The 17,562-nt window shown below is 46.3% G+C and carries 15 protein-coding genes; 10 read left to right on the top strand and 5 right to left on the bottom strand.

Annotated elements, in window-relative coordinates; translation table 11 throughout:
• The first annotated feature begins 4 nt into the window (after nucleotides 1-4).
• Both OI18_RS22800 and OI18_RS22795 read left to right on the top strand, forming a co-directional pair.
• Entirely contained in the window at nucleotides 5-853 is an 849-nt protein-coding gene (locus tag OI18_RS22800; RefSeq protein WP_082038100.1) for a zinc-dependent peptidase, read from the top strand.
• 186 nt (nucleotides 854-1,039) lie between these two features.
• Nucleotides 1,040-1,840 (top strand): zinc-dependent peptidase, encoded by an 801-nt coding sequence (locus OI18_RS22795; RefSeq protein WP_039144435.1) that lies wholly within the window; start codon nucleotides 1,040-1,042, stop codon nucleotides 1,838-1,840.
• Here the strand turns inward: OI18_RS22795 and OI18_RS22790 are convergent.
• Nucleotides 1,837-2,529: a Crp/Fnr family transcriptional regulator gene (locus OI18_RS22790; RefSeq protein ID WP_039144434.1), complete on the bottom strand. Its 693-nt coding sequence runs from the start codon at nucleotides 2,527-2,529 to the stop codon at nucleotides 1,837-1,839. The genes OI18_RS22795 and OI18_RS22790 overlap by 4 nt on opposite strands.
• 320 nt (nucleotides 2,530-2,849) lie before the next feature.
• Here OI18_RS22790 and nirB point away from each other — a divergent pair, with 320 nt between their 5' ends.
• The 7 genes from nirB (at nucleotide 2,850) to OI18_RS22755 (ending at nucleotide 14,278) form a co-directional block, all read left to right on the top strand.
• Nucleotides 2,850-5,351: a nitrite reductase large subunit NirB gene (gene nirB, locus OI18_RS22785; RefSeq protein WP_039144431.1), complete on the top strand. Its 2,502-nt coding sequence runs from the start codon at nucleotides 2,850-2,852 to the stop codon at nucleotides 5,349-5,351.
• 81 nt (nucleotides 5,352-5,432) lie between these two features.
• Entirely contained in the window at nucleotides 5,433-5,783 is a 351-nt protein-coding gene (gene nirD / locus OI18_RS22780; RefSeq protein ID WP_039144428.1) for a nitrite reductase small subunit NirD, read from the top strand.
• Between the two features lie 98 nt (nucleotides 5,784-5,881).
• Nucleotides 5,882-7,477, top strand: coding sequence for an alginate export family protein (locus tag OI18_RS22775; RefSeq protein WP_052273518.1), 1,596 nt, complete (start codon nucleotides 5,882-5,884; stop codon nucleotides 7,475-7,477).
• Nucleotides 7,478-7,502: 25 nt separating this feature from the next.
• Nucleotides 7,503-8,822 (top strand): NarK family nitrate/nitrite MFS transporter, encoded by a 1,320-nt coding sequence (locus OI18_RS22770; protein WP_039144425.1) that lies wholly within the window; start codon nucleotides 7,503-7,505, stop codon nucleotides 8,820-8,822.
• A gap of 34 nt (nucleotides 8,823-8,856) precedes the next feature.
• Nucleotides 8,857-12,336, top strand: coding sequence for a nitrate reductase (locus OI18_RS22765; RefSeq protein ID WP_039144423.1), 3,480 nt, complete (start codon nucleotides 8,857-8,859; stop codon nucleotides 12,334-12,336).
• A gap of 5 nt (nucleotides 12,337-12,341) precedes the next feature.
• Entirely contained in the window at nucleotides 12,342-12,830 is a 489-nt protein-coding gene (locus OI18_RS22760; protein WP_052273503.1) for a nitrate reductase associated protein, read from the top strand.
• Nucleotides 12,827-14,278, top strand: a complete 1,452-nt coding sequence (locus OI18_RS22755) for a hypothetical protein (protein WP_039144421.1) — start codon at nucleotides 12,827-12,829, stop codon at nucleotides 14,276-14,278. Before OI18_RS22760 ends, OI18_RS22755 begins: the two co-directional genes overlap by 4 nt.
• Here OI18_RS22755 and OI18_RS24085 read toward each other — a convergent pair whose 3' ends face one another.
• Nucleotides 14,279-14,905 (bottom strand): molybdenum cofactor guanylyltransferase, encoded by a 627-nt coding sequence (locus OI18_RS24085; RefSeq protein ID WP_082038099.1) that lies wholly within the window; start codon nucleotides 14,903-14,905, stop codon nucleotides 14,279-14,281.
• A complete protein-coding gene (locus tag OI18_RS22740) occupies nucleotides 14,874-15,167 on the bottom strand; it encodes an Rdx family protein (protein ID WP_039144419.1) in 294 nt (97 codons plus the stop codon). The genes OI18_RS24085 and OI18_RS22740 overlap by 32 nt, the downstream gene beginning before the upstream one ends.
• 67 nt (nucleotides 15,168-15,234) lie before the next feature.
• Here OI18_RS22740 and OI18_RS22735 point away from each other — a divergent pair, with 67 nt between their 5' ends.
• On the top strand, nucleotides 15,235-16,032 hold the full coding sequence (locus OI18_RS22735; protein WP_039144596.1) for an MOSC domain-containing protein: 798 nt from the start codon (nucleotides 15,235-15,237) through the stop codon (nucleotides 16,030-16,032).
• On the opposite strand, the gene OI18_RS22730 is transcribed toward OI18_RS22735, so the two are convergent.
• Nucleotides 16,019-16,447, bottom strand: coding sequence for a hypothetical protein (locus OI18_RS22730; protein ID WP_052273501.1), 429 nt, complete (start codon nucleotides 16,445-16,447; stop codon nucleotides 16,019-16,021). The two genes, OI18_RS22735 and OI18_RS22730, sit on opposite strands and share 14 nt — an antisense overlap.
• Before the next feature lie 31 nt (nucleotides 16,448-16,478).
• Nucleotides 16,479-17,555: an NAD(P)/FAD-dependent oxidoreductase gene (locus OI18_RS22725; protein WP_039144417.1), complete on the bottom strand. Its 1,077-nt coding sequence runs from the start codon at nucleotides 17,553-17,555 to the stop codon at nucleotides 16,479-16,481.
• Between the last annotated feature and the right edge of the window lie 7 nt (nucleotides 17,556-17,562).

Genomic DNA, 17,562 nt, shown 5'->3' with positions numbered 1-17,562 from the left:
TCACATGTTCACAACTTTAATGATAATAAGTAGCAGCAGCCTCCTGGTAGTGGTTTTGTGGGGGTGGCACTATGTCCGTTATGACATAAGAAGGATGAAAAGGGACCGCTTTTTGCCTCCAGTGCTTTATTCAGAAGCCGGAAAAGATAGCCAGGATCAACAGCATAAATGGTTGCTGGCGCATAACCTGTATTACCGCTCTCTTCATCCGGATAGTCAGCAGGTGTTCCTGGAACGAACGCGGATTTTCATGTATTATAAGAAGTTCGAATATCAGGGGTTGGAGCCGGACCCATTTATCCCGTTAATGATAAGTTCGGCTGCAATCCAGCTTACCTTTGGGCTGGACGATTTCCGGCTCGATTATTTTGACCGCATTTATGTTTTCCGAACTGCATACCGGATGACCCTCAGGCAGCATTATTTCCAGGGGCATGTCAGCAGCAAAGGAATATATCTGAGCTGGGAACATTTCATGAAGGGGTACCAGGATTACAACGATGCACATAATGTTGGTATTCATGAAATGGCACATGCGCTTTCATTTGGCTTTTTTTCAGATCCATATACAATGCCAAGGCAACTAAGGAAACGATTCAATGAATATGTTGAAAACGTCAGACCGATCTACAGAAAGATGAAAGATGGTGAAATTGCCCTTCTCGACACATATGCAGGAACCAACTTCAATGAATTCTGGGCAGTGTCTGCGGAATCCTTTTTTGAAAAGCCTATGATGATGAAGCTTGCGGAGCCGGAACTGTATCAAAGTATGTGTAAACTGCTGAACCAGGATCCTCTTGAAATCATGTACAGTGAGCGGCCGGTTCATAGTATTTCTACGAAGTTGTAAATGAAAAAACTGCAAAGGCTTTTAAAGTTCAAATTGTCTTTATATCTTGTTTCCGGATTTATACCCTCAATTGCAACCTCCAGTTAATCCGTACAATCTCCTACTCTGAAAGGCCGTTGATCATCCATACACTGTGTAGAACCAGCATTAACAGTATCGATTTTCTTACCACAAAAAGAAGACTTTATGGAAATCGTTTTCGTTTGTTTGCTGGTGTTCTGTATCATCTTTGCATTTGATGTAATGCACGGTCGCCTGCAAAGGTTTCTGCTGTACCGTCGCCGGAAAGGCTTTGAGCAGCATGAAACTTACTTTCGTTCTCTTATTTCTTCCAACATCCGGTATTTTAACAAGGTTGATCTTGAAACGCAGCAGAAATGGCTGATCAGGACCTATTTATTCTACAGGTCAAAAAAATTTCATTACGTAGGTGTTGAAAAATCGGATGAAATGCCGGTTCTCATCAGCGCAACAGCCGCACAGCTTACTCTTGGCCTGGAGAATTTTTCACTTAATTATTTCCGTGATATCTACGTACTTCAGCATGACTACCATTATGGTTATTATTCCCTTCCATTTATGGGGCATGTTGACAGTTCTGGAATCTACCTGTCATGGGATAATTTTCTCCAGGGTATAAGAAGTGCGCAAGACAGCAGTAATGTGGGACTTCATGAAATGGCGCATGCGCTGGCTTATGTTAACTTCATAACCAAAACAGATGAGGATCGTCACTTTAAGAAGGAATTCCAGCATTATTCGAAAGTAGCACGCCCGGTGTTCCAGGAAATGCAGAAAGGGCGTAAGACATTGTTAGGCGACTATGCTGCCACGAACTATCATGAATTCTGGGCTGTAAGCGTGGAAGTCTTTTTCGAGAACCCTGTACGCTTCCACAATGAACTGCCGGAATTATATGATGCGATGACGAGGTTGTTGAAGCAGGATCCTTATGCAGTGCTGATTAGCAGGCTGGCTGCCGCTTAGCCAGGCATTTCCGCAAGCTGGCTTAACTGGTTTATGTCAATCAGGCGATAGTGTTTGCCGTTCGTTTCTATCCAGTTGTTTAAAGAGAATTCCTGCAGGATACGAAATACTGTTTCGTAAGTAGTGCCGGCATAGGATGCTATGTCCTGCCGTGTGAGTTGAAGATTTATAAAACCGTTTTCCCCGGTTCCGAACTTCGCTTCTAATTGAATCAAAGCGGAAGCGAGGCGTCCTTTCACGGGCATATGCGCCATGTTGCGCATTTTCTTTTCTGATTGCTGTAATTCGCGGGCGTAAAATAACATCAGCTCATATGTGAAGTCATGATTCACTTTCAATGTCGTGTGGAAAAATGACATTGGGATGAAACAGACAGTTCCGTTTTCAAGCGCTGTGGCGGTCACGGGGAATACGTTTTCACTGCCGAGTCCCCTATGGCCAATAATATCGCCGTCCTTTGCAAACCGCATGATAAGTTCTTTAGTGTCGCCCCACTTCCTGTGCACTTTTACCAATCCTCTTTCCAGAAAATAAATGCCGGTAACGGAATCTCCTTCCCGGAATATGTCCTCACCCTTTTTGATACGAAAGGTCGTCTTGTTTGCGGCGATGGCAGGATGCCATTCCTTAAGGCATCCCCGGCAAAAGAAGCAGCTGTTAAGATTACATGAATTCTTGCTGGATTTCATAATTCCTGGATTGAAGCGAAAGGGCGGCCTGGCATCTAATATTAAATTATAATAATGTGAATGAGGCGCTGGATTAGTTATGCAATTTAAGGCTGCCTTCACACAAGATGAAAGATTAAATAAAATAATATATATAATAATTTGTCGTCTGTTTGTTGCAAAAGTGGAAAAACATCAATAATTTCATGATGCCAGTCATGTTTGAAGCACTTAATTTAGTTTTTTGTGAATTTTTTTATTATATATAATATATAACAATACGATTGCTTGCCATAATTACCGGTATCATCGATTGATTCAGTATTTAAAAAAATCGTCGTATGCGGATTGTAATTATTGGCAACGGTATGGTAGGGTATAAATTCTGCGAAAAGCTGGTTTCCCGTACTCATCCTGCGCAATTCCAGATCACTGTTTTTGGGGAGGAGGTCCGCCCGGCATATGACCGGGTTCACCTCAGTGAATTTTTCAACGGAAAATCGGCTGATGATCTTTCACTGGCGCCCAGTTCATGGTACGCCGACAATAACATTACCCTCTATCTTTCCGATCCTGTTCACCGGATCGACCGGCACAGCAAGACGGTAATTTCCCATTTCGGCTTAGTTGTGCCTTACGATTTCCTCATTATTGCGACCGGATCAGCGGCTTTTGTGCCGGCTATAAGTGGCGTGGAAAAACAAGGCGTTTTTCTTTACCGCACTATAGAAGATCTGCAGATGATGCGCGACTGGGCACCACAAGCCCGTACGGGGGCCGTGATTGGGGGCGGACTGTTGGGGCTCGAAGCAGCGAAAGCTTTGATTGACCTGGGTGTTTTAGAAACTCATGTGATCGAATTTGCTCCCCGTCTCATGCCACGCCAGATTGATTCCAACGGATCCAGTGTCCTGGAAACGCGCTTACGGCAGCTGGGAATCTCCATCCATACAAATAAAGGCACGGAAGCGATCGAAGGAGGGCAGGCGATAAGCGGCCTGCGATTCAGTGATGGCTCACGGTTGTCAGTTGATATGCTTGTCATCTCAGCCGGCATCAGGCCCAGGGATGAACTGGCCGGCGCTGCAGGAATTAAAACCGGAACAAGAGGTGGTATCGTTGTTAATAAGCATATGCAGACCTCCGATCCTGAAATATATGCAATCGGAGAGTGTGCCCTGTTCGATGAAATGATCTATGGATTGGTGGCACCAGGCTACGATATGGCCGAGGTCGCCATCAGTCACATCCTGCAGGGAGAAAAGATTTTCACGGGCTTTGATATGAGTACAAAACTGAAGCTGATCGGCAATGATGTTGCCAGTTTCGGAGATCCATTTGCTTCCGGTGAGAATGTTCGGACGATTGTTATGGAAGACTCCCTCCAGGGTATTTACAAACGCCTCAATATTTCGGCCGACGGAAAGACATTGCTTGGCGGTATCCTCGTAGGGGAAGCAGGCAGCTACAATATGTTACTGCAGACTTGCAAAAACAAACTCGTCCTTCCTCCGGATGCAGGTGAACTGATATTTGGTTCCCGCGTCGCAGGTGGTGATCAGGGCGCCGGCGTAACGGCATTGCCGGAAGATGCAGTGATCTGCAGTTGCGAAGGAATTACAAAAGCGCAGATTTGTTCTTCGGTTACCGGCAACGGTTGTGAAACCGTGGAAGCGATCAGGAAGTGCACGAAAGCAGGCACCGGTTGTGGCGGGTGCATCCCGATGATCAAGGACCTGATGGTCCATGCCATGCATGCAGAAGGAAAATATATCAGGAATATACTTTGTGAACACTTTCAATACAGCCGCCAGGAATTGTATGACCTGGTAAAAATCCACAGTTACAAAACATATGATGAAGTTCTCGATAACCTCGGGACCGGTCATGGATGCGAGGCCTGCAAACCGGCAGTAGCTTCAGTGCTCGCCAGCCTGTGGGGAGAGATGATTCTCAAGAAGGGAAACGACACTGCACAGGACAGCAACGACCGCTTTCTGGCAAATATTCAGAAAGGTGGCACCTACTCAGTTGTGCCACGGATACCGGGCGGCGAAATAACGCCGGACAAACTGATAGTAATAGGCAGCATTGCAAAAAAATACAATCTCTATACCAAGATCACCGGTGGTCAGCGGATCGATATGTTTGGTGCGCACCTTTCAGATCTTCCTCTGATTTGGGAAGAACTTATCGAAGCAGGTTTCGAAAGCGGCCACGCTTATGGTAAAGCGCTCCGCACGGTGAAGAGTTGCGTTGGTAGCACCTGGTGCCGGTTCGGTCTTCATGATTCAGTAAGTTATGCTATCCGGGTTGAAGAAAGATATAGGGGACTGCGTGCTCCACATAAAATAAAGTCGGCAGTCAGCGGGTGTGTCCGGGAGTGTGCGGAAGCACAGTCGAAGGATTTCGGGATAATCGCAACAGAAAAGGGATGGAACCTCTATGTATGTGGCAACGGCGGATCAAAACCACAGCACGCAAAGTTACTTGCCTCTGACCTGGACAGTGACACCTGCATCAGGTACATCGACCGCTTCCTTATGTTTTACATCAGAACTGCTGATCCATTAACAAGGACTGCAACATGGCTCAACAAAATGGACGGTGGCATAGACTATCTCCGGAATGTAGTGGTTAACGACAGTCTTGGTATGGCGCAGCAGTGGGAAGCAGAAATGCAGTCGCTCGTCGATAGTTACGAATGCGAATGGAAGGTAGCTGTTGAAAATCCTGAAGTAAGGAAGCGTTTCAATCACTTTATTAACGCCCCGGAAGAAAAAGATCCTACCGTTCAATTTACGGCTTTGCGCGAACAGAAGCGCGCTGCTGAATGGAAGTAAATTTCATCAACTCCCGATTGTTTGCCAGGGTCGGGCGGGGATTTTTATGTCCCGCCGGCCCAAAATTTAAAATGTTCAATCATGATAGTAACAACAACTATTAACTGGCTTTTTGCCTGCCATGTTTCGGATGTGCCGGAGAATGGCGGCGTTTGCGTAAAGTTCGAAAATGAGCAGGTGGCATTGTTTCATTTCACCCGCAGAAATGAATGGTTTGCAACACAGAATGAATGTCCGCACCGTAGACAAATGGTCTTAAGCAGGGGCATGATCGGTGCACAGGGCGAAGAACCAAAAGTGGCGTGTCCCTTTCACAAGAAGACTTTTTCATTGAAAACCGGTGAATGCCTGAACGGTGACGAATGTGCGATAAAGACGTTCCCGGTAAAGCTTGTAGGGGAGAAGGTATTCATCGGAATGGAAGCCGGGTAAGTCCGCTTAATATCCGGAATAATAAGACCCCGTTAGAATTGGAGCTCTGGACGGGGTCGCATTTTAAATTGTTTGACAACCTAAAACTGCACAAATTTATGAAGAAAGTCCCACCCGAAAAGTACTTCTTCACCTGCCTGCTTTGTGTTACTTCAGGCCTGGCAACAAAAGCTCAGATCTCGCTTTCCGCACAGTTGAGAACCCGTACTGAAATCAGAAGTGGATTTGGTAACCTCGTACCAAAAGGATCAAAGCCTGCGGTCTTTACATCCCAGCGGACCAGGATTAACTTCGGCTACAAATGGAACCGACTGGTATTCGGAGCAGCTATCCAGGATGTGCGTGTTTGGGGACAGGATGCCTCTACAATTACAACCGCAGACGGAAACCGGCTTAGCCTCCATGAGGGCTGGGTTGATTTCACGTTGTTAAATAAAGCGGACAGCACCATAAAGATCCGGCTGATAGATCTGCTTTCCCTGAAAATCGGTCGACAGGAGTTGAATTATGACGATGCGCGGTTGATCGGTAACCTCGACTGGGCGCAACAAGGCCGACGTCATGATATGGCTTTGCTGAAAGCGATGCACCATGGCTGGCAGGTCGATCTCGGTTATGCATTCAATCAGAATACAGATGCATTTAATTATACTGGTACGGGATACGTGCCGGGAAACCTGCCACCAACCATCAGGAATTCAAAGGGGATGCTGGTGCCAACCCCGGCAGGCATTGTTCCTTTGACTGCGGGTGGAAGCATAGCAAATAACAGTTCACGCACAGGTATGGTTGCTTATGCCAATCCACCTGGAACCAATGCAGCAAACCAGCAGTATAAATCGTTCTGGAGCCTGTATGTGAATAAGACGTTCAATCGAACGAAGATTTCCGCACTCTTCTTTAACGACCGCTTCAGCCGGTACCGGATCGATTCTGTAGGAAACGATAATGAAGGCTTCGTGTATGGACGACGATTTGTTTCAGGAAATGTTACGGATTCTTTTGATTACTCGGGAAGCAATAGTCGCACAACTTATGGCCTCATGGTAAATCATGCGTTTGGAAATGTATCTGCCAAAAATAAATTTTCCCTCCAGGCGGCATACTATGCACAAACAGGGAATAATCGCGACGGTGTTCGGCTAAAGGCTTATCACTTCGCGGTGTCCGGAATTTATCAGTCAGGCGGATGGAGCTTTACACCCGGGTTCGAATTGTTGTCGGGGAATGATGCAACGAAACTAACGTCAAAGGATAACCGTTTTGATCCGTTGTATGGAACGCCACACCGCCATTGGGGGTATATGGATTATTTCTATGTGGGTACCGGCTCAACGACCGGAGGACTTAATAATTTATTCGTAAAGACCAGGTTTGCAACCAGCAAATTTTCTGCGGTATTTGATGTTCATCATTTCGGTCTACATCAGCCCATGAAAAAAGCTGATGGAAAGCAGGTCGGAAAAAAATTGGGAAACGAATTTGACTTGCTGGCCAACTATTATGTGAACCGGTTCACCTTTATTGAGCTGGGGTATTCGTTCATGTTTGCAACAGATAACATGCCTTTTGCAAAGGGGCAGGCATCAAGTGACCTGGCGGCAGCTAACTTCCGGAAAACAGGTACCTGGTTTTATGCCATGCTTCGTTTCACGCCTGATTTTTTTTATAAAGAACCGCAACAGGTAAAATAATCACCCACCTAAAAGAGATTACAATATGTCAACAATTCATACGCATAGCAATCATTTGCCGCTGGAGCGGTTAAAGATTTTCAGTCTCAGGGGAGTTCAGATGAGAACATTTCACATTACGTGGCTGACATTTTTTGTTTGTTTCTTTGCCTGGTTCGGCATTGCACCACTTATGCCACTAGTGAGTGAACAACTCCATCTTACAAAGGCACAGAAAGGAAATATTGGAATAGCGGCTGTTTCAGCAACCATCCTGGCCAGGCTGATTGTCGGCCGGCTCTGCGATATATGGGGTCCACGAAAAACGTATACCGCATTGCTGGTAATCTGTTCTCTTCCCGTGATGTTGATCGGTTTGAGTAACAGTTATTTATCCTTCCTGATATTTCGTTTGGCCATAGGTGTGATAGGCGCTTCGTTTGTATTGACACAATATCACACGTCTGTTATGTTTGCCTCCAACATTAAAGGTACTGCAAATGCAGTGACTGGTGGATGGGGAAATACTGGTGGTGGCGCAACCCAGATCATTATGCCACTTATTGCAGCGGGAATGGTGACAATGGGATGGGTAAGCAACGAGAACAGCTGGCGCGTTGCCATGATCATCCCTGGTTTTCTGCTACTGGTAATGGCCTTTATTTATTTCCGGTACACGAAAGACACACCTGCAGGAAATCTCGACGAACTACCTGCAGATCCAAAGGCAAAAAAAGAAAATACATTTTTGGTTGCTTTGAAGGATTATCGCACATGGGTACTTACGATAGCCTATGCTGCCTGTTTCGGTGTAGAAATAACGGTGGATAATTATGCAGCCACTTTCTTTCACGATGACTATAAGGCAAGCCTGATCATCGCAGGACTCCTGGCCAGTATTTTCGGGTGGATAAATGTATTTGCACGTGCGTTAGGCGGGATTGTGTCCGACAAAGTCGGGAAACGATTTGGCTTCGGCGGTAAACTAAACCTGCTTACTGTATTGCTGCTGCTGGAAGGCCTCGGGATCATCTGTTTCGCTAAAGCAGGTGCGTTGGGTATGGCTATTGTTCTCATGTTTTTCTTTGGTCTCTGCCTGAAAATGGCTAACGGTGCCACGTACAGCATGGTGCCATTTATAAATCCTAAAGCTATAGGTAGTGTTGCCGGCATAGTCGGTGCGGGGGGGAATATCGGTGCTATGCTGATCGGTTTCCTGTTCAAAGCCTATCCCTATGCTGATGCATTCTTCTATCTCGGTGGAAGTGTATTCGCGGTAGGTGTAATTGTGTTTGTTTTCAAACTGGCTTCTAAAGAAGCTGCAGCCGTTGAGCTCAGCACCGACACCGAGGCTGCCCGTGCCTGACCGGCCTTTTATTTTTTACTATTTACGTTCTGATATGACTTTTAAAACAACCTGTTGTTATTGTGGCGTTGGATGTGGGATCCTTGTAGACCAGGACCGCCAGGGCAGGCTCACCGTTAAAGGCGATCCTGAACATCCTGTTAACAAAGGCATGCTCTGTTCAAAAGGCATGAACCTGCACCATACACTGATCGACCAGTCCGACAGGTTGCTTTATCCCGAAATGCGTTATGCCCGTAATCTGCCAAAACACCGGGTCACCTGGAACACCGCACTGGAAAGGACAGCAGCAGTATTTACAACATTGATAAAAAAATATGGTCCGGATTCCGTTGCGTTTTACGCGTCCGGACAGTGCCTGACTGAAGAATATTACGTGGTGAACAAGCTCATGAAAGGATTTATCGGCAGTAATAACTTAGATACAAACTCCCGGCTTTGCATGAGTTCTGCAGTAGCCGCATATAAAATGAGCCTGGGTGAGGATACGGTACCTGTCGCATATGATGATATCGAATTGGCCGAATGTATTTTCGTTGCCGGTGCAAACCCGGCATGGTGCCATCCGATCATCTGGAGAAGAGTGGAAGCCGCCAGGCTTGCCAACCCGGACCTTCGCATCATTGTCAGTGATCCGCGCATTACCCAAACAGCCACCATGGCTGACCTGCACCTCCAGTTAAATCCAGGAACAGATATTACACTTCACCATGCTATAGGCCGATGTCTTATTGAAAATGGCGACATTGATCGCTCGTTTATAGAAAACCATTCGGAAGGGTTCGAAGAATACCGCGAAAACGTTTTCGCCCGCACTGTCGAAGAAGCTGCAGCAATCTGCGGGCTTGGTACTGACGAGATCCGGGAGGCCGCAGCAATGATTGGTAAAGCCAGGTCATTTCTAACTATGTGGACAATGGGACTGAACCAAAGTTCGGTCGGTGTGCAAAAGAACCTTTCTCTTATTAACTTAAACCTGGTTACAGGCCAGATCGGGAAACCGGGTTCAGGACCATTTTCTCTTACAGGTCAGCCAAACGCTATGGGGGGAAGGGAGGTTGGCGGACTTAGTAACCTCTTACCCGCACATCGTGACCTTTCCAATGCCCGTCACCGTGAGTATGTTGAGAAATTCTGGGGCGGTGGTAAAATCGCTTCCACACCCGGACTTACTGCAACGGAAATGTTTGATGCTTTACATGACGGTAGACTCAAAGCAATATGGATCATGTGCACAAACCCACTCGTGAGTCTGCCAGACGCAAGATTTGCAGAAGAGGCGTTGCGCCGGGCGAAGTTTGTTGTAGTACAGGACATCAGTAATAAACCGCAAAGCCTCGGATTCGCTGATGTCATATTGCCTGCCGCGGGATGGACAGAAAAGACAGGGACCATGACCAATGCCGAAAGGCGGATCAGTCTGCTGGAAAAAGTTATGGAACCACCGGGTGAAGCGTTGCCTGATTCGGAGATCATTTGCAGGTTTGCCGCAAAAATGGGTTTTGAGGGATTTGACTACACTTCTCCCGCTGAGATCTACCGTGAACACGCAGCCCTCACTAAAGGAACCAATATCGACATCAGTGCCGTTGATCATGAATTGCTGCGTGAAAAAAGATCTGTCCAGTGGCCATATCTCAGGCACCTGGATGGTTATGGAACAGCTAGGATATTTCTGGATAAAAAGTTCTCTACTCCTTCTGCAAAAGCTGTCATACACAGCTTTCCTGATCATAATAAAAGTGAAACACTCACAACTGAATACCCGCTCGTATTAACGACCGGCAGGATCCGTGATCAATGGCATACCATGTCGAAAACAGGAAAGGTGAGCAGGCTGAAGCAGCATGTCAGGGATGCTTTCCTGGAAATACACCCGGATGATGCGGCTGAAAGAGGAATACTGGATAATAATATAGTTGAAGTGACAAGCAGGCGGGGAAATGTTCGTGTTAAGGCAAAGCTCACGCATTCAATAAAAAAGGGAGTGGTATTTATGCCCATGCATTGGGGCCAGGTATTGAACAGCGATCTGAACAGGGCGAATAACCTGACCAATAACCTGGTTGACCCCATCAGCAAAGAGCCTGATTTTAAATACAGTGCGGTACAAATTTGCAGATTCGCAAAACAAATTCAAAAGATTGTCGTGATCGGTGCCGGCGCCGGCGCCTGCGGGTTTGTTAAAAGCTACCGGGCGCTGAACTCAGATGATGAGATTGAGGTCTTCAGCAAGGAAAATTATCCTTTTTACAACCGGGTATTGTTACCGGACTACATAAGTGGCGTATTGCATTGGGACGGCCTGGTAAAGATGACCGAAAAGGAAGAAGCAGATTATAAGGTCAGGCTTCATCGTGGTGTTAGCATAGAAACTATCGATCGTGCAAATAAAACGGTAACTGACAGTAATGGTGAAACGCACTGTTACGATCTCCTGGTAATAGCTACAGGAAGCAGGGCTGCGACGCTTCGTGATCTTCCCGACATGAAAGGAATATTCAGTATGCGAAGCCGAAGTGATGCAGATGCGTTCAGGTCCCACCTCGAAATGTCAAAAGGGAATGTGGTTATTGTCGGCGGGGGCTTATTGGGAATTGAACTCGCGGCTTCTTTAAGGGAGACAGGTATGCAGGTTACCATTATCCAGCGGATATCCCGGCTAATGGATCGACAGCTTGATCCGCTAGGCAGTCAGCTGCTTCATGAGGAACTTACTGCAAAAGGCATCGATATCTATTATAACGATGAAATTGAAAGGTGCCTGGGATCGGGAAGGATAGAAGGCATCAGGTTAAAAAGCGGACTGCTTATCAGTTGCCAGGCACTGGTCATTGCGATAGGTACGGTTCCCAACATCGATCTCGCCAGGAATTCAGGGATCGATTGTAAAAGAGGTGTTGTAGTGAATGAATACCTCCAGACCAACGATTCGTCTGTTTTTGCAATAGGAGAGATCGCCGAGTTCAATGGGTTTTTATATGGGATTACAGCCGCGGCCGAACAGCAGGCAGAAACAGTTGCCAGGTTTGTAAATGGAGATATTTCCGGTTACTATGATGGTTCGTTGCTGATGAATATCCTTAAAATGCATGGTACCGATCTTTGTTCGCTGGGCATGGCTGAATGTCCTGATGATCCCGCGTTTGAAGAAGTGGTTTTCATTGACCGGGCGCTCCGGTATTATAAGAAATGTATAGTGCACAACAACAGGCTCGTTGGTGCCATCCTTATCGGTGATAAATCAGAATTCCTGGAATTCAGGGACCTGATTCAACAGAAGACAGAATTAAGTGAAAAGAGACTTCAACTGCTGCGCTCAGGAAAATCCGCAGAGCCCGTATTGGGAAAGTTGGTGTGCAGTTGCAGTAATGTGGGTGAAGGCAACCTGGCAGCAAAAATTGAGCAGGGATGCCGCGACCTGGTTCAGTTGTGCCAGTTAACCGGGGCGGGAATGGGCTGCGGAAGCTGCAGGCCTGAAGTGAAATCAATACTTGAAAATTTTAAAAGCTGACCGATATGAATACAATGGAATATTTCCGGTTTGAGTCTGATTTTGTCGAAGAGAATATTCGTTGCATACCCATGACCGTTCGGCTCAAACTAGACCTGGCTGGTATCAAATTGTCGCTGGCCGCGTGGAGCAGGTGTACCGTAGAAGAACGTTACGCTTTGGCTACCCTGCAATGTTATCTGCCTGCAGAAAAACGTTTTTACAGGCAATTATTGGTTACCATTATTTTGCGGACGACCGGTGAAGCTCCTGTGGAAATTCCTGTTGACACAGATCCGCCATGGGATAATTGCCAGGTGATTCCTTCTTCGCTCCAGGATCATGTGAAGCTCTACGGCCTGGTAATCGATAAAAGATCATGGAGCCGGCTTACCAGGCTTCAAAGATTTGCATTGCTGAAATTGTGCAGGCCAGGTCATGAGAACAGGAATTTTCCACTTGCCATAAAGGAATTTGGACTTATTAATTATCTCCCGGAAAAACTCGCATTATGAAAAGCACCGGTATAATTGCGATCAATTTTCGTGGTGGCATCATTTCGCCTGGGGATCTATATAACATTCTCGTGGCATGCAGGAATGCCGGTGTGACTTTTGTCAGGTTCGGGCTCCGGCAGCAACTGGTCATTGAAGTGGTAAAAGAAAATTATATTGAGTTCTGCAGGCAGTTATCCATGTTAAATGTTCCGTATTTCCGTGGGCTGGACAGCCATCCGAATATTATGAGCTCTTACCCTGCGGAGGAAGTGTTTATTCATGATACATGGCTGAGTGAAGGGGTGTACAGGGATATTTTGGATTCCTTCGACTACTTGCCGGAGCTTAAGATAAATGTGTCTGACAGCAATCAAAGCTTTACTCCCATGCTTACCGGCAACATCAATTGGGTTGCTGCAGGTGATTCCCCTCATTACTGGTATTGCTTCATTCGTTTTCCCAAGACAAATATTGTCTATGAATCGAACGAACTGGTGTACACGAACGATCTCGCCCGGATGAGCCGCCACATCGAACAGCTGATTTTTAAACATGCTGATAAGTTTATTCACCATGCGTCTCCCGATGGTGACTTGCTGTTTTCTTATCTCGCATCCTCTGCCTTTCTTACCCGTAAAGCTTCGCGGGCAGCAGTGCTGCCGGCATTCAATCTTCCCTATTACGAAGGGTTTAACCGGTACAACAACAAATACTGGCTCGGTATTTATCAGCGTGATGAAACTTTCCCGGTCGATTTTCTCCAGGCGGTTTGCCGGTTGTGTCTCGATACCAAAACAGGCCAGATCTGTTCAACGCCATGGAAATCTCTCATCATTAAAAATATTGATAAGAAAGATCGTGAATGGTGGAATGACCTTCTCGGCAGGTACCAGGTCAACGTGCGGCATGCGGCTAATGAGCTCAATTTCCAGGTGGAAGATAACTGTGCGGATGGACTTAAGCTGAAGCATTACCTCGTGAGGCGCCTTAACGAAGATGATATCAGGACATTTGGTCTGTGTATAGGCATTAAAACAAGAAATAAGTCGGAGGTTTTCAGTAGTATTCTTGTTCGGAGGAGACCTTTACTGAAGATCGGAAGGTTTCGACTCTTTCATACGTATGATATTTTGTGCGCCCAGGATTACAATCCTAATCAAAGGACAGGTTTCATTTACAGCAAAAATAATCCACGGTGGCTGTTACCGGAGCAATTGAGACGTGCGGTAATTGCATATTACCAGCAAAAGCCGGTTTCCGTACCGAGGGTAAAACAACCTTCAAAGGAAGATGTTTCTTCTGCTCCCGTTACTGTCTACCAGTGTGGCGAATGTCTCACCGTCTACTGCGACAAGGAAGTGCCATTTATTTCACTACCGGACACTTATGCATGCTCGTTATGTGATGCATCGAAGTCTGAATATCGCCAGGTCGATGTTCGATCACTCGGTTACCAGGAAACCTGACTATAATCCATTCAGCTCGGAATGCGCATTTATGTTCCGGAAACTGAATGCCAGGTGCTGCGGCACTGCAATGAAGCACGTGTCAAGTTTACTGATCATGTTTTTCATGCTATGCCTGTGGAGACCGCCTGCCTTGAATTGCCCGTAAATTTTTGCAAGACCTATTGCGGTGTAGATCGCACATAACGGTTCGGTTTCCTCACCGTTTCTGAAGACAAAGGCTTCAAACTCCCGGTGATGCTGGTACTGAGCTGTAAGCAGGCTTAAAACTTCCAGGTTCATCACGGGCATATCACAGGCCAATACGAGAAGATCCAGGTCGGGAAACTGAAGGTGGATGCTCAATATGCCGTGAAGCGGACCTGCGATGATTAAGAGAGGATCGTCTGCTATCAGCTGTCCTGATGGTATGGCAGTTTTATAAGTAGATACCTGTTGCGGATTTACCGATATCAAAACAGGGGTTGTAATAGCTGACAACAATTCAACGCTTTGTTGTACCCATGTAATATCCTTGGGTTTGATCAGTCCCTTATCCGTACCCATGCGGGTACTTTGTCCGCCACACAATACAACCGGCTGCAGCTTGTCCAGGTTAGTGTTCCCTGTGGGGAGGAGTGTCTGCATGTCCAAGATTTTTTTCCGGATTTACAACATCCCGTACGATTTGTTTGATTTCCTTGATTTCCGGGAAACCGCCAAAAGACTTCCGGTCAAACACAACTTTCCCATCAATGCTAATGGTGTAACGTCCATTCACTTCACTTGGTTCCAGTGTCACCGATTTGATTTCGTCAACAAATGTTGTAAGCAGCTCTTGTGCCATATAAGCCGCCCTGAGTAACCAGTTACATTTCGGACAATATTCAATAGTCAGTGTGGGTTTCATATTTGAAGATTCTGATTCAAATGTAAGTCATGCGACAGGAAAAAGGTATCATTGCATAATCAGAATTATGCTAACCGTAAGTGAACTGTTTATTTACCCGGTAAAGTCACTCGGGGGAATCCCGGTCGATGTTGCAAAAGTCACTGAGCGTGGTTTTCAGCATGACAGGCGCTGGATGCTGGTTGATCAGCAGGGAATGTTCTTTACGCAACGTGACATTCCCGCGATGGCATTGTTTCGTGTTCAGCTGCAGGAAAGCGGTTTGAAAGTATTCTATAAACCTGATCCGTCAAGATATATTGATGTTCCATTTGAGCCGGTTTCCGCAGAATTAATGAACGTTGTGGTTTGGGACGATACCTGCTTTGCACTGACAGTTTCTGACGCTGCCGATATGTGGTTCTCTTCGATCCTGGGAATTAATTGTCGCCTCGTGTATATGCCTGATGATTCCATAAGAAAGGTGGATCCTGAATATGCATCAGGAAATGAAATTACCGGTTTTTCTGATGGCTATCCTTTTTTGCTGATCGGGCAGGCTTCGCTGGACGATCTCAATAGCAGGATGGTTGAAGCTGTGCCAATAAATCGCTTTCGTCCGAATATCGTATTCTCCGGCGGTGCACCGTTCCAGGAAGACGAAATGAAAGAGTTTAGTATTAACGGGATCCGGTTTTATGGGGTGAAGCTTTGTGCACGCTGTGTTATCACCACGATTGACCAGGAAACTGCTCTTAAAGGCAAGGATCCGCTAAAAACACTGGCTTCTTACCGTAGCATGAACAAAAAGGTTTTATTTGGCCAAAACCTTTTACATAATGGCAGCGGAGAACTCAGGATTGGCGATGAACTCATCCTGCATTAGCAACTTTTACGGTATTTTCCGGCACCTCAATATTAATCATGATTGTTTTCTGGTTTTTCTTTTCTGCAGGTTTTACAAGCAGGTAATATGCTGCAATAAAAGTAAACCCGATGCCGAAAGGAATTGCAGCATAGTAACGATAGTGGTCAGGTGCGTCCAGGAATTCAACAATCATCCAGTAACAGTTGGCGAGGATCCAGAACAAAACAGCAAGATTATGATATAACTCCGATTTCAGTTTCCTGGTTTGCCATGTGATAAGTACCGCCACTATCAACGTAGGAAAGATCATGGCGATGCCCAATGGCCTCCAGAGCATCGCCCAACTCATGTCTTTGATAAGCCAGAATACGATGTGGAGGTTTTCGATCCTGCGAAAGCGCTCCGGAATTGAATACATGCTGTTGCTTGCCATTTATAAAAATTTCAGCGACAAAAATAAAAATTCATGCCGATAATATTCCGGAAAACCTTGCCACGCTTGCTTCCGGCTGAATTGGTGTGCCATGCACAATTTGGTCAGCTAGCTGCTTTGCAAACCAGGGTGCCAGCGAACAGCCTTTGGTTCCCGTCCCGTTAAGAATTCCCAGCTGGGGGTAAACCGGATGCATGCCCGCAAAAGGCCGTCTTTCCACTGTTGCCGGCCTTATTGCCGCCCAGTGATCCACAACCCGGAAAGGCACTTTCAGCCAGTCTCGCAGCACTTGCTCCGTACGTGTGCGAAATGCAGCGGTGGGCTGTTCATCTTTGAAACGATTCTCATATGTTGACCCGGCCCAGAAATACCGGTCATCTGCTGCGGAATTGAAATGTGGAAAAGGAACTACTGACAAACCCCTTTTGTAAATATGGCTGGCAGGCAATTCTTCTATCTCTAGTAAAAGTGCTTCACCTTTATTGGGAGAAAATGGAAGCCGGTTGAAAAATGGAAGGTGCAAACTTCCGATTCCGTCACAGAATATAACTCTCTCTGCTTTAACGTCTTTATACGATACCAAACCATTTTTGAGTGACAGGGCTGACAGGTCAAATGTTTCCTGCAAGAGGCTTCGGTCACGTGACAATCGCTTTTGCCATTCATTCAAAAGCAGGTTCAGGTCGATCAACAATGCGGGATGAATGCTTCCGAGGCCAAATGGAATCTCCATCAGCTTTTTCCATTTCTCCTCATTTTCCGGGTAAGTCAGGTATTCCGGAATTTCCGGCAACCTTTTGTCAAAGGCCTCGCGCATTTGTGCCGTAGGAAAGCTGTGGAGTATGTCAACCGTGCGAATACAGTTAATGTCCAGCTGTTGACCGAACTGTTCATAGGCTTCCAGCGCAAAGGGAAGGAGTTGCCCGGCCATCCATGTCCGTGCAAGCACCCTCCCTGTAACAGGGTTTATGACCCCTGACGCAATTTTCGAAGATGTGACCGGTTTGGATTCATCAATAACCATGACCTGCTGCCCCATATCTGTCAGCCATTTGCTGAGCCATGTTCCGCATAAGCCCTGGCCTATGATGATTGTGTTCACCTGCATCCTGCAA

Origin of the sequence: Flavihumibacter solisilvae, assembly GCF_000814475.1 — a bacterium.
GTDB lineage: Bacteria > Bacteroidota > Bacteroidia > Chitinophagales > Chitinophagaceae > Flavihumibacter > Flavihumibacter solisilvae.
This window is presented reverse-complemented; position numbering and strand designations above follow the sequence as displayed.

Coding starts and splice junctions, on each gene's coding strand:
- OI18_RS22765 (WP_039144423.1), top strand. CDS start 8,857: ATGACTTTTAAAACAACCTGTTGTTATTGTGGCGTTGGATGTGGGATC.
- OI18_RS22775 (WP_052273518.1), top strand. CDS start 5,882: ATGAAGAAAGTCCCACCCGAAAAGTACTTCTTCACCTGCCTGCTTTGT.
- OI18_RS22730 (WP_052273501.1), bottom strand. CDS start 16,447: ATGGCAAGCAACAGCATGTATTCAATTCCGGAGCGCTTTCGCAGGATC.
- OI18_RS22790 (WP_039144434.1), bottom strand. CDS start 2,529: ATGAAATCCAGCAAGAATTCATGTAATCTTAACAGCTGCTTCTTTTGC.
- OI18_RS22770 (WP_039144425.1), top strand. CDS start 7,503: ATGTCAACAATTCATACGCATAGCAATCATTTGCCGCTGGAGCGGTTA.
- OI18_RS22725 (WP_039144417.1), bottom strand. CDS start 17,555: ATGCAGGTGAACACAATCATCATAGGCCAGGGCTTATGCGGAACATGG.
- OI18_RS22760 (WP_052273503.1), top strand. CDS start 12,342: ATGAATACAATGGAATATTTCCGGTTTGAGTCTGATTTTGTCGAAGAG.
- nirB (WP_039144431.1), top strand. CDS start 2,850: ATGCGGATTGTAATTATTGGCAACGGTATGGTAGGGTATAAATTCTGC.
- OI18_RS24085 (WP_082038099.1), bottom strand. CDS start 14,905: ATGCAGACACTCCTCCCCACAGGGAACACTAACCTGGACAAGCTGCAG.
- OI18_RS22800 (WP_082038100.1), top strand. CDS start 5: ATGTTCACAACTTTAATGATAATAAGTAGCAGCAGCCTCCTGGTAGTG.
- nirD (WP_039144428.1), top strand. CDS start 5,433: ATGATAGTAACAACAACTATTAACTGGCTTTTTGCCTGCCATGTTTCG.
- OI18_RS22755 (WP_039144421.1), top strand. CDS start 12,827: ATGAAAAGCACCGGTATAATTGCGATCAATTTTCGTGGTGGCATCATT.
- OI18_RS22740 (WP_039144419.1), bottom strand. CDS start 15,167: ATGAAACCCACACTGACTATTGAATATTGTCCGAAATGTAACTGGTTA.
- OI18_RS22795 (WP_039144435.1), top strand. CDS start 1,040: ATGGAAATCGTTTTCGTTTGTTTGCTGGTGTTCTGTATCATCTTTGCA.
- OI18_RS22735 (WP_039144596.1), top strand. CDS start 15,235: ATGCTAACCGTAAGTGAACTGTTTATTTACCCGGTAAAGTCACTCGGG.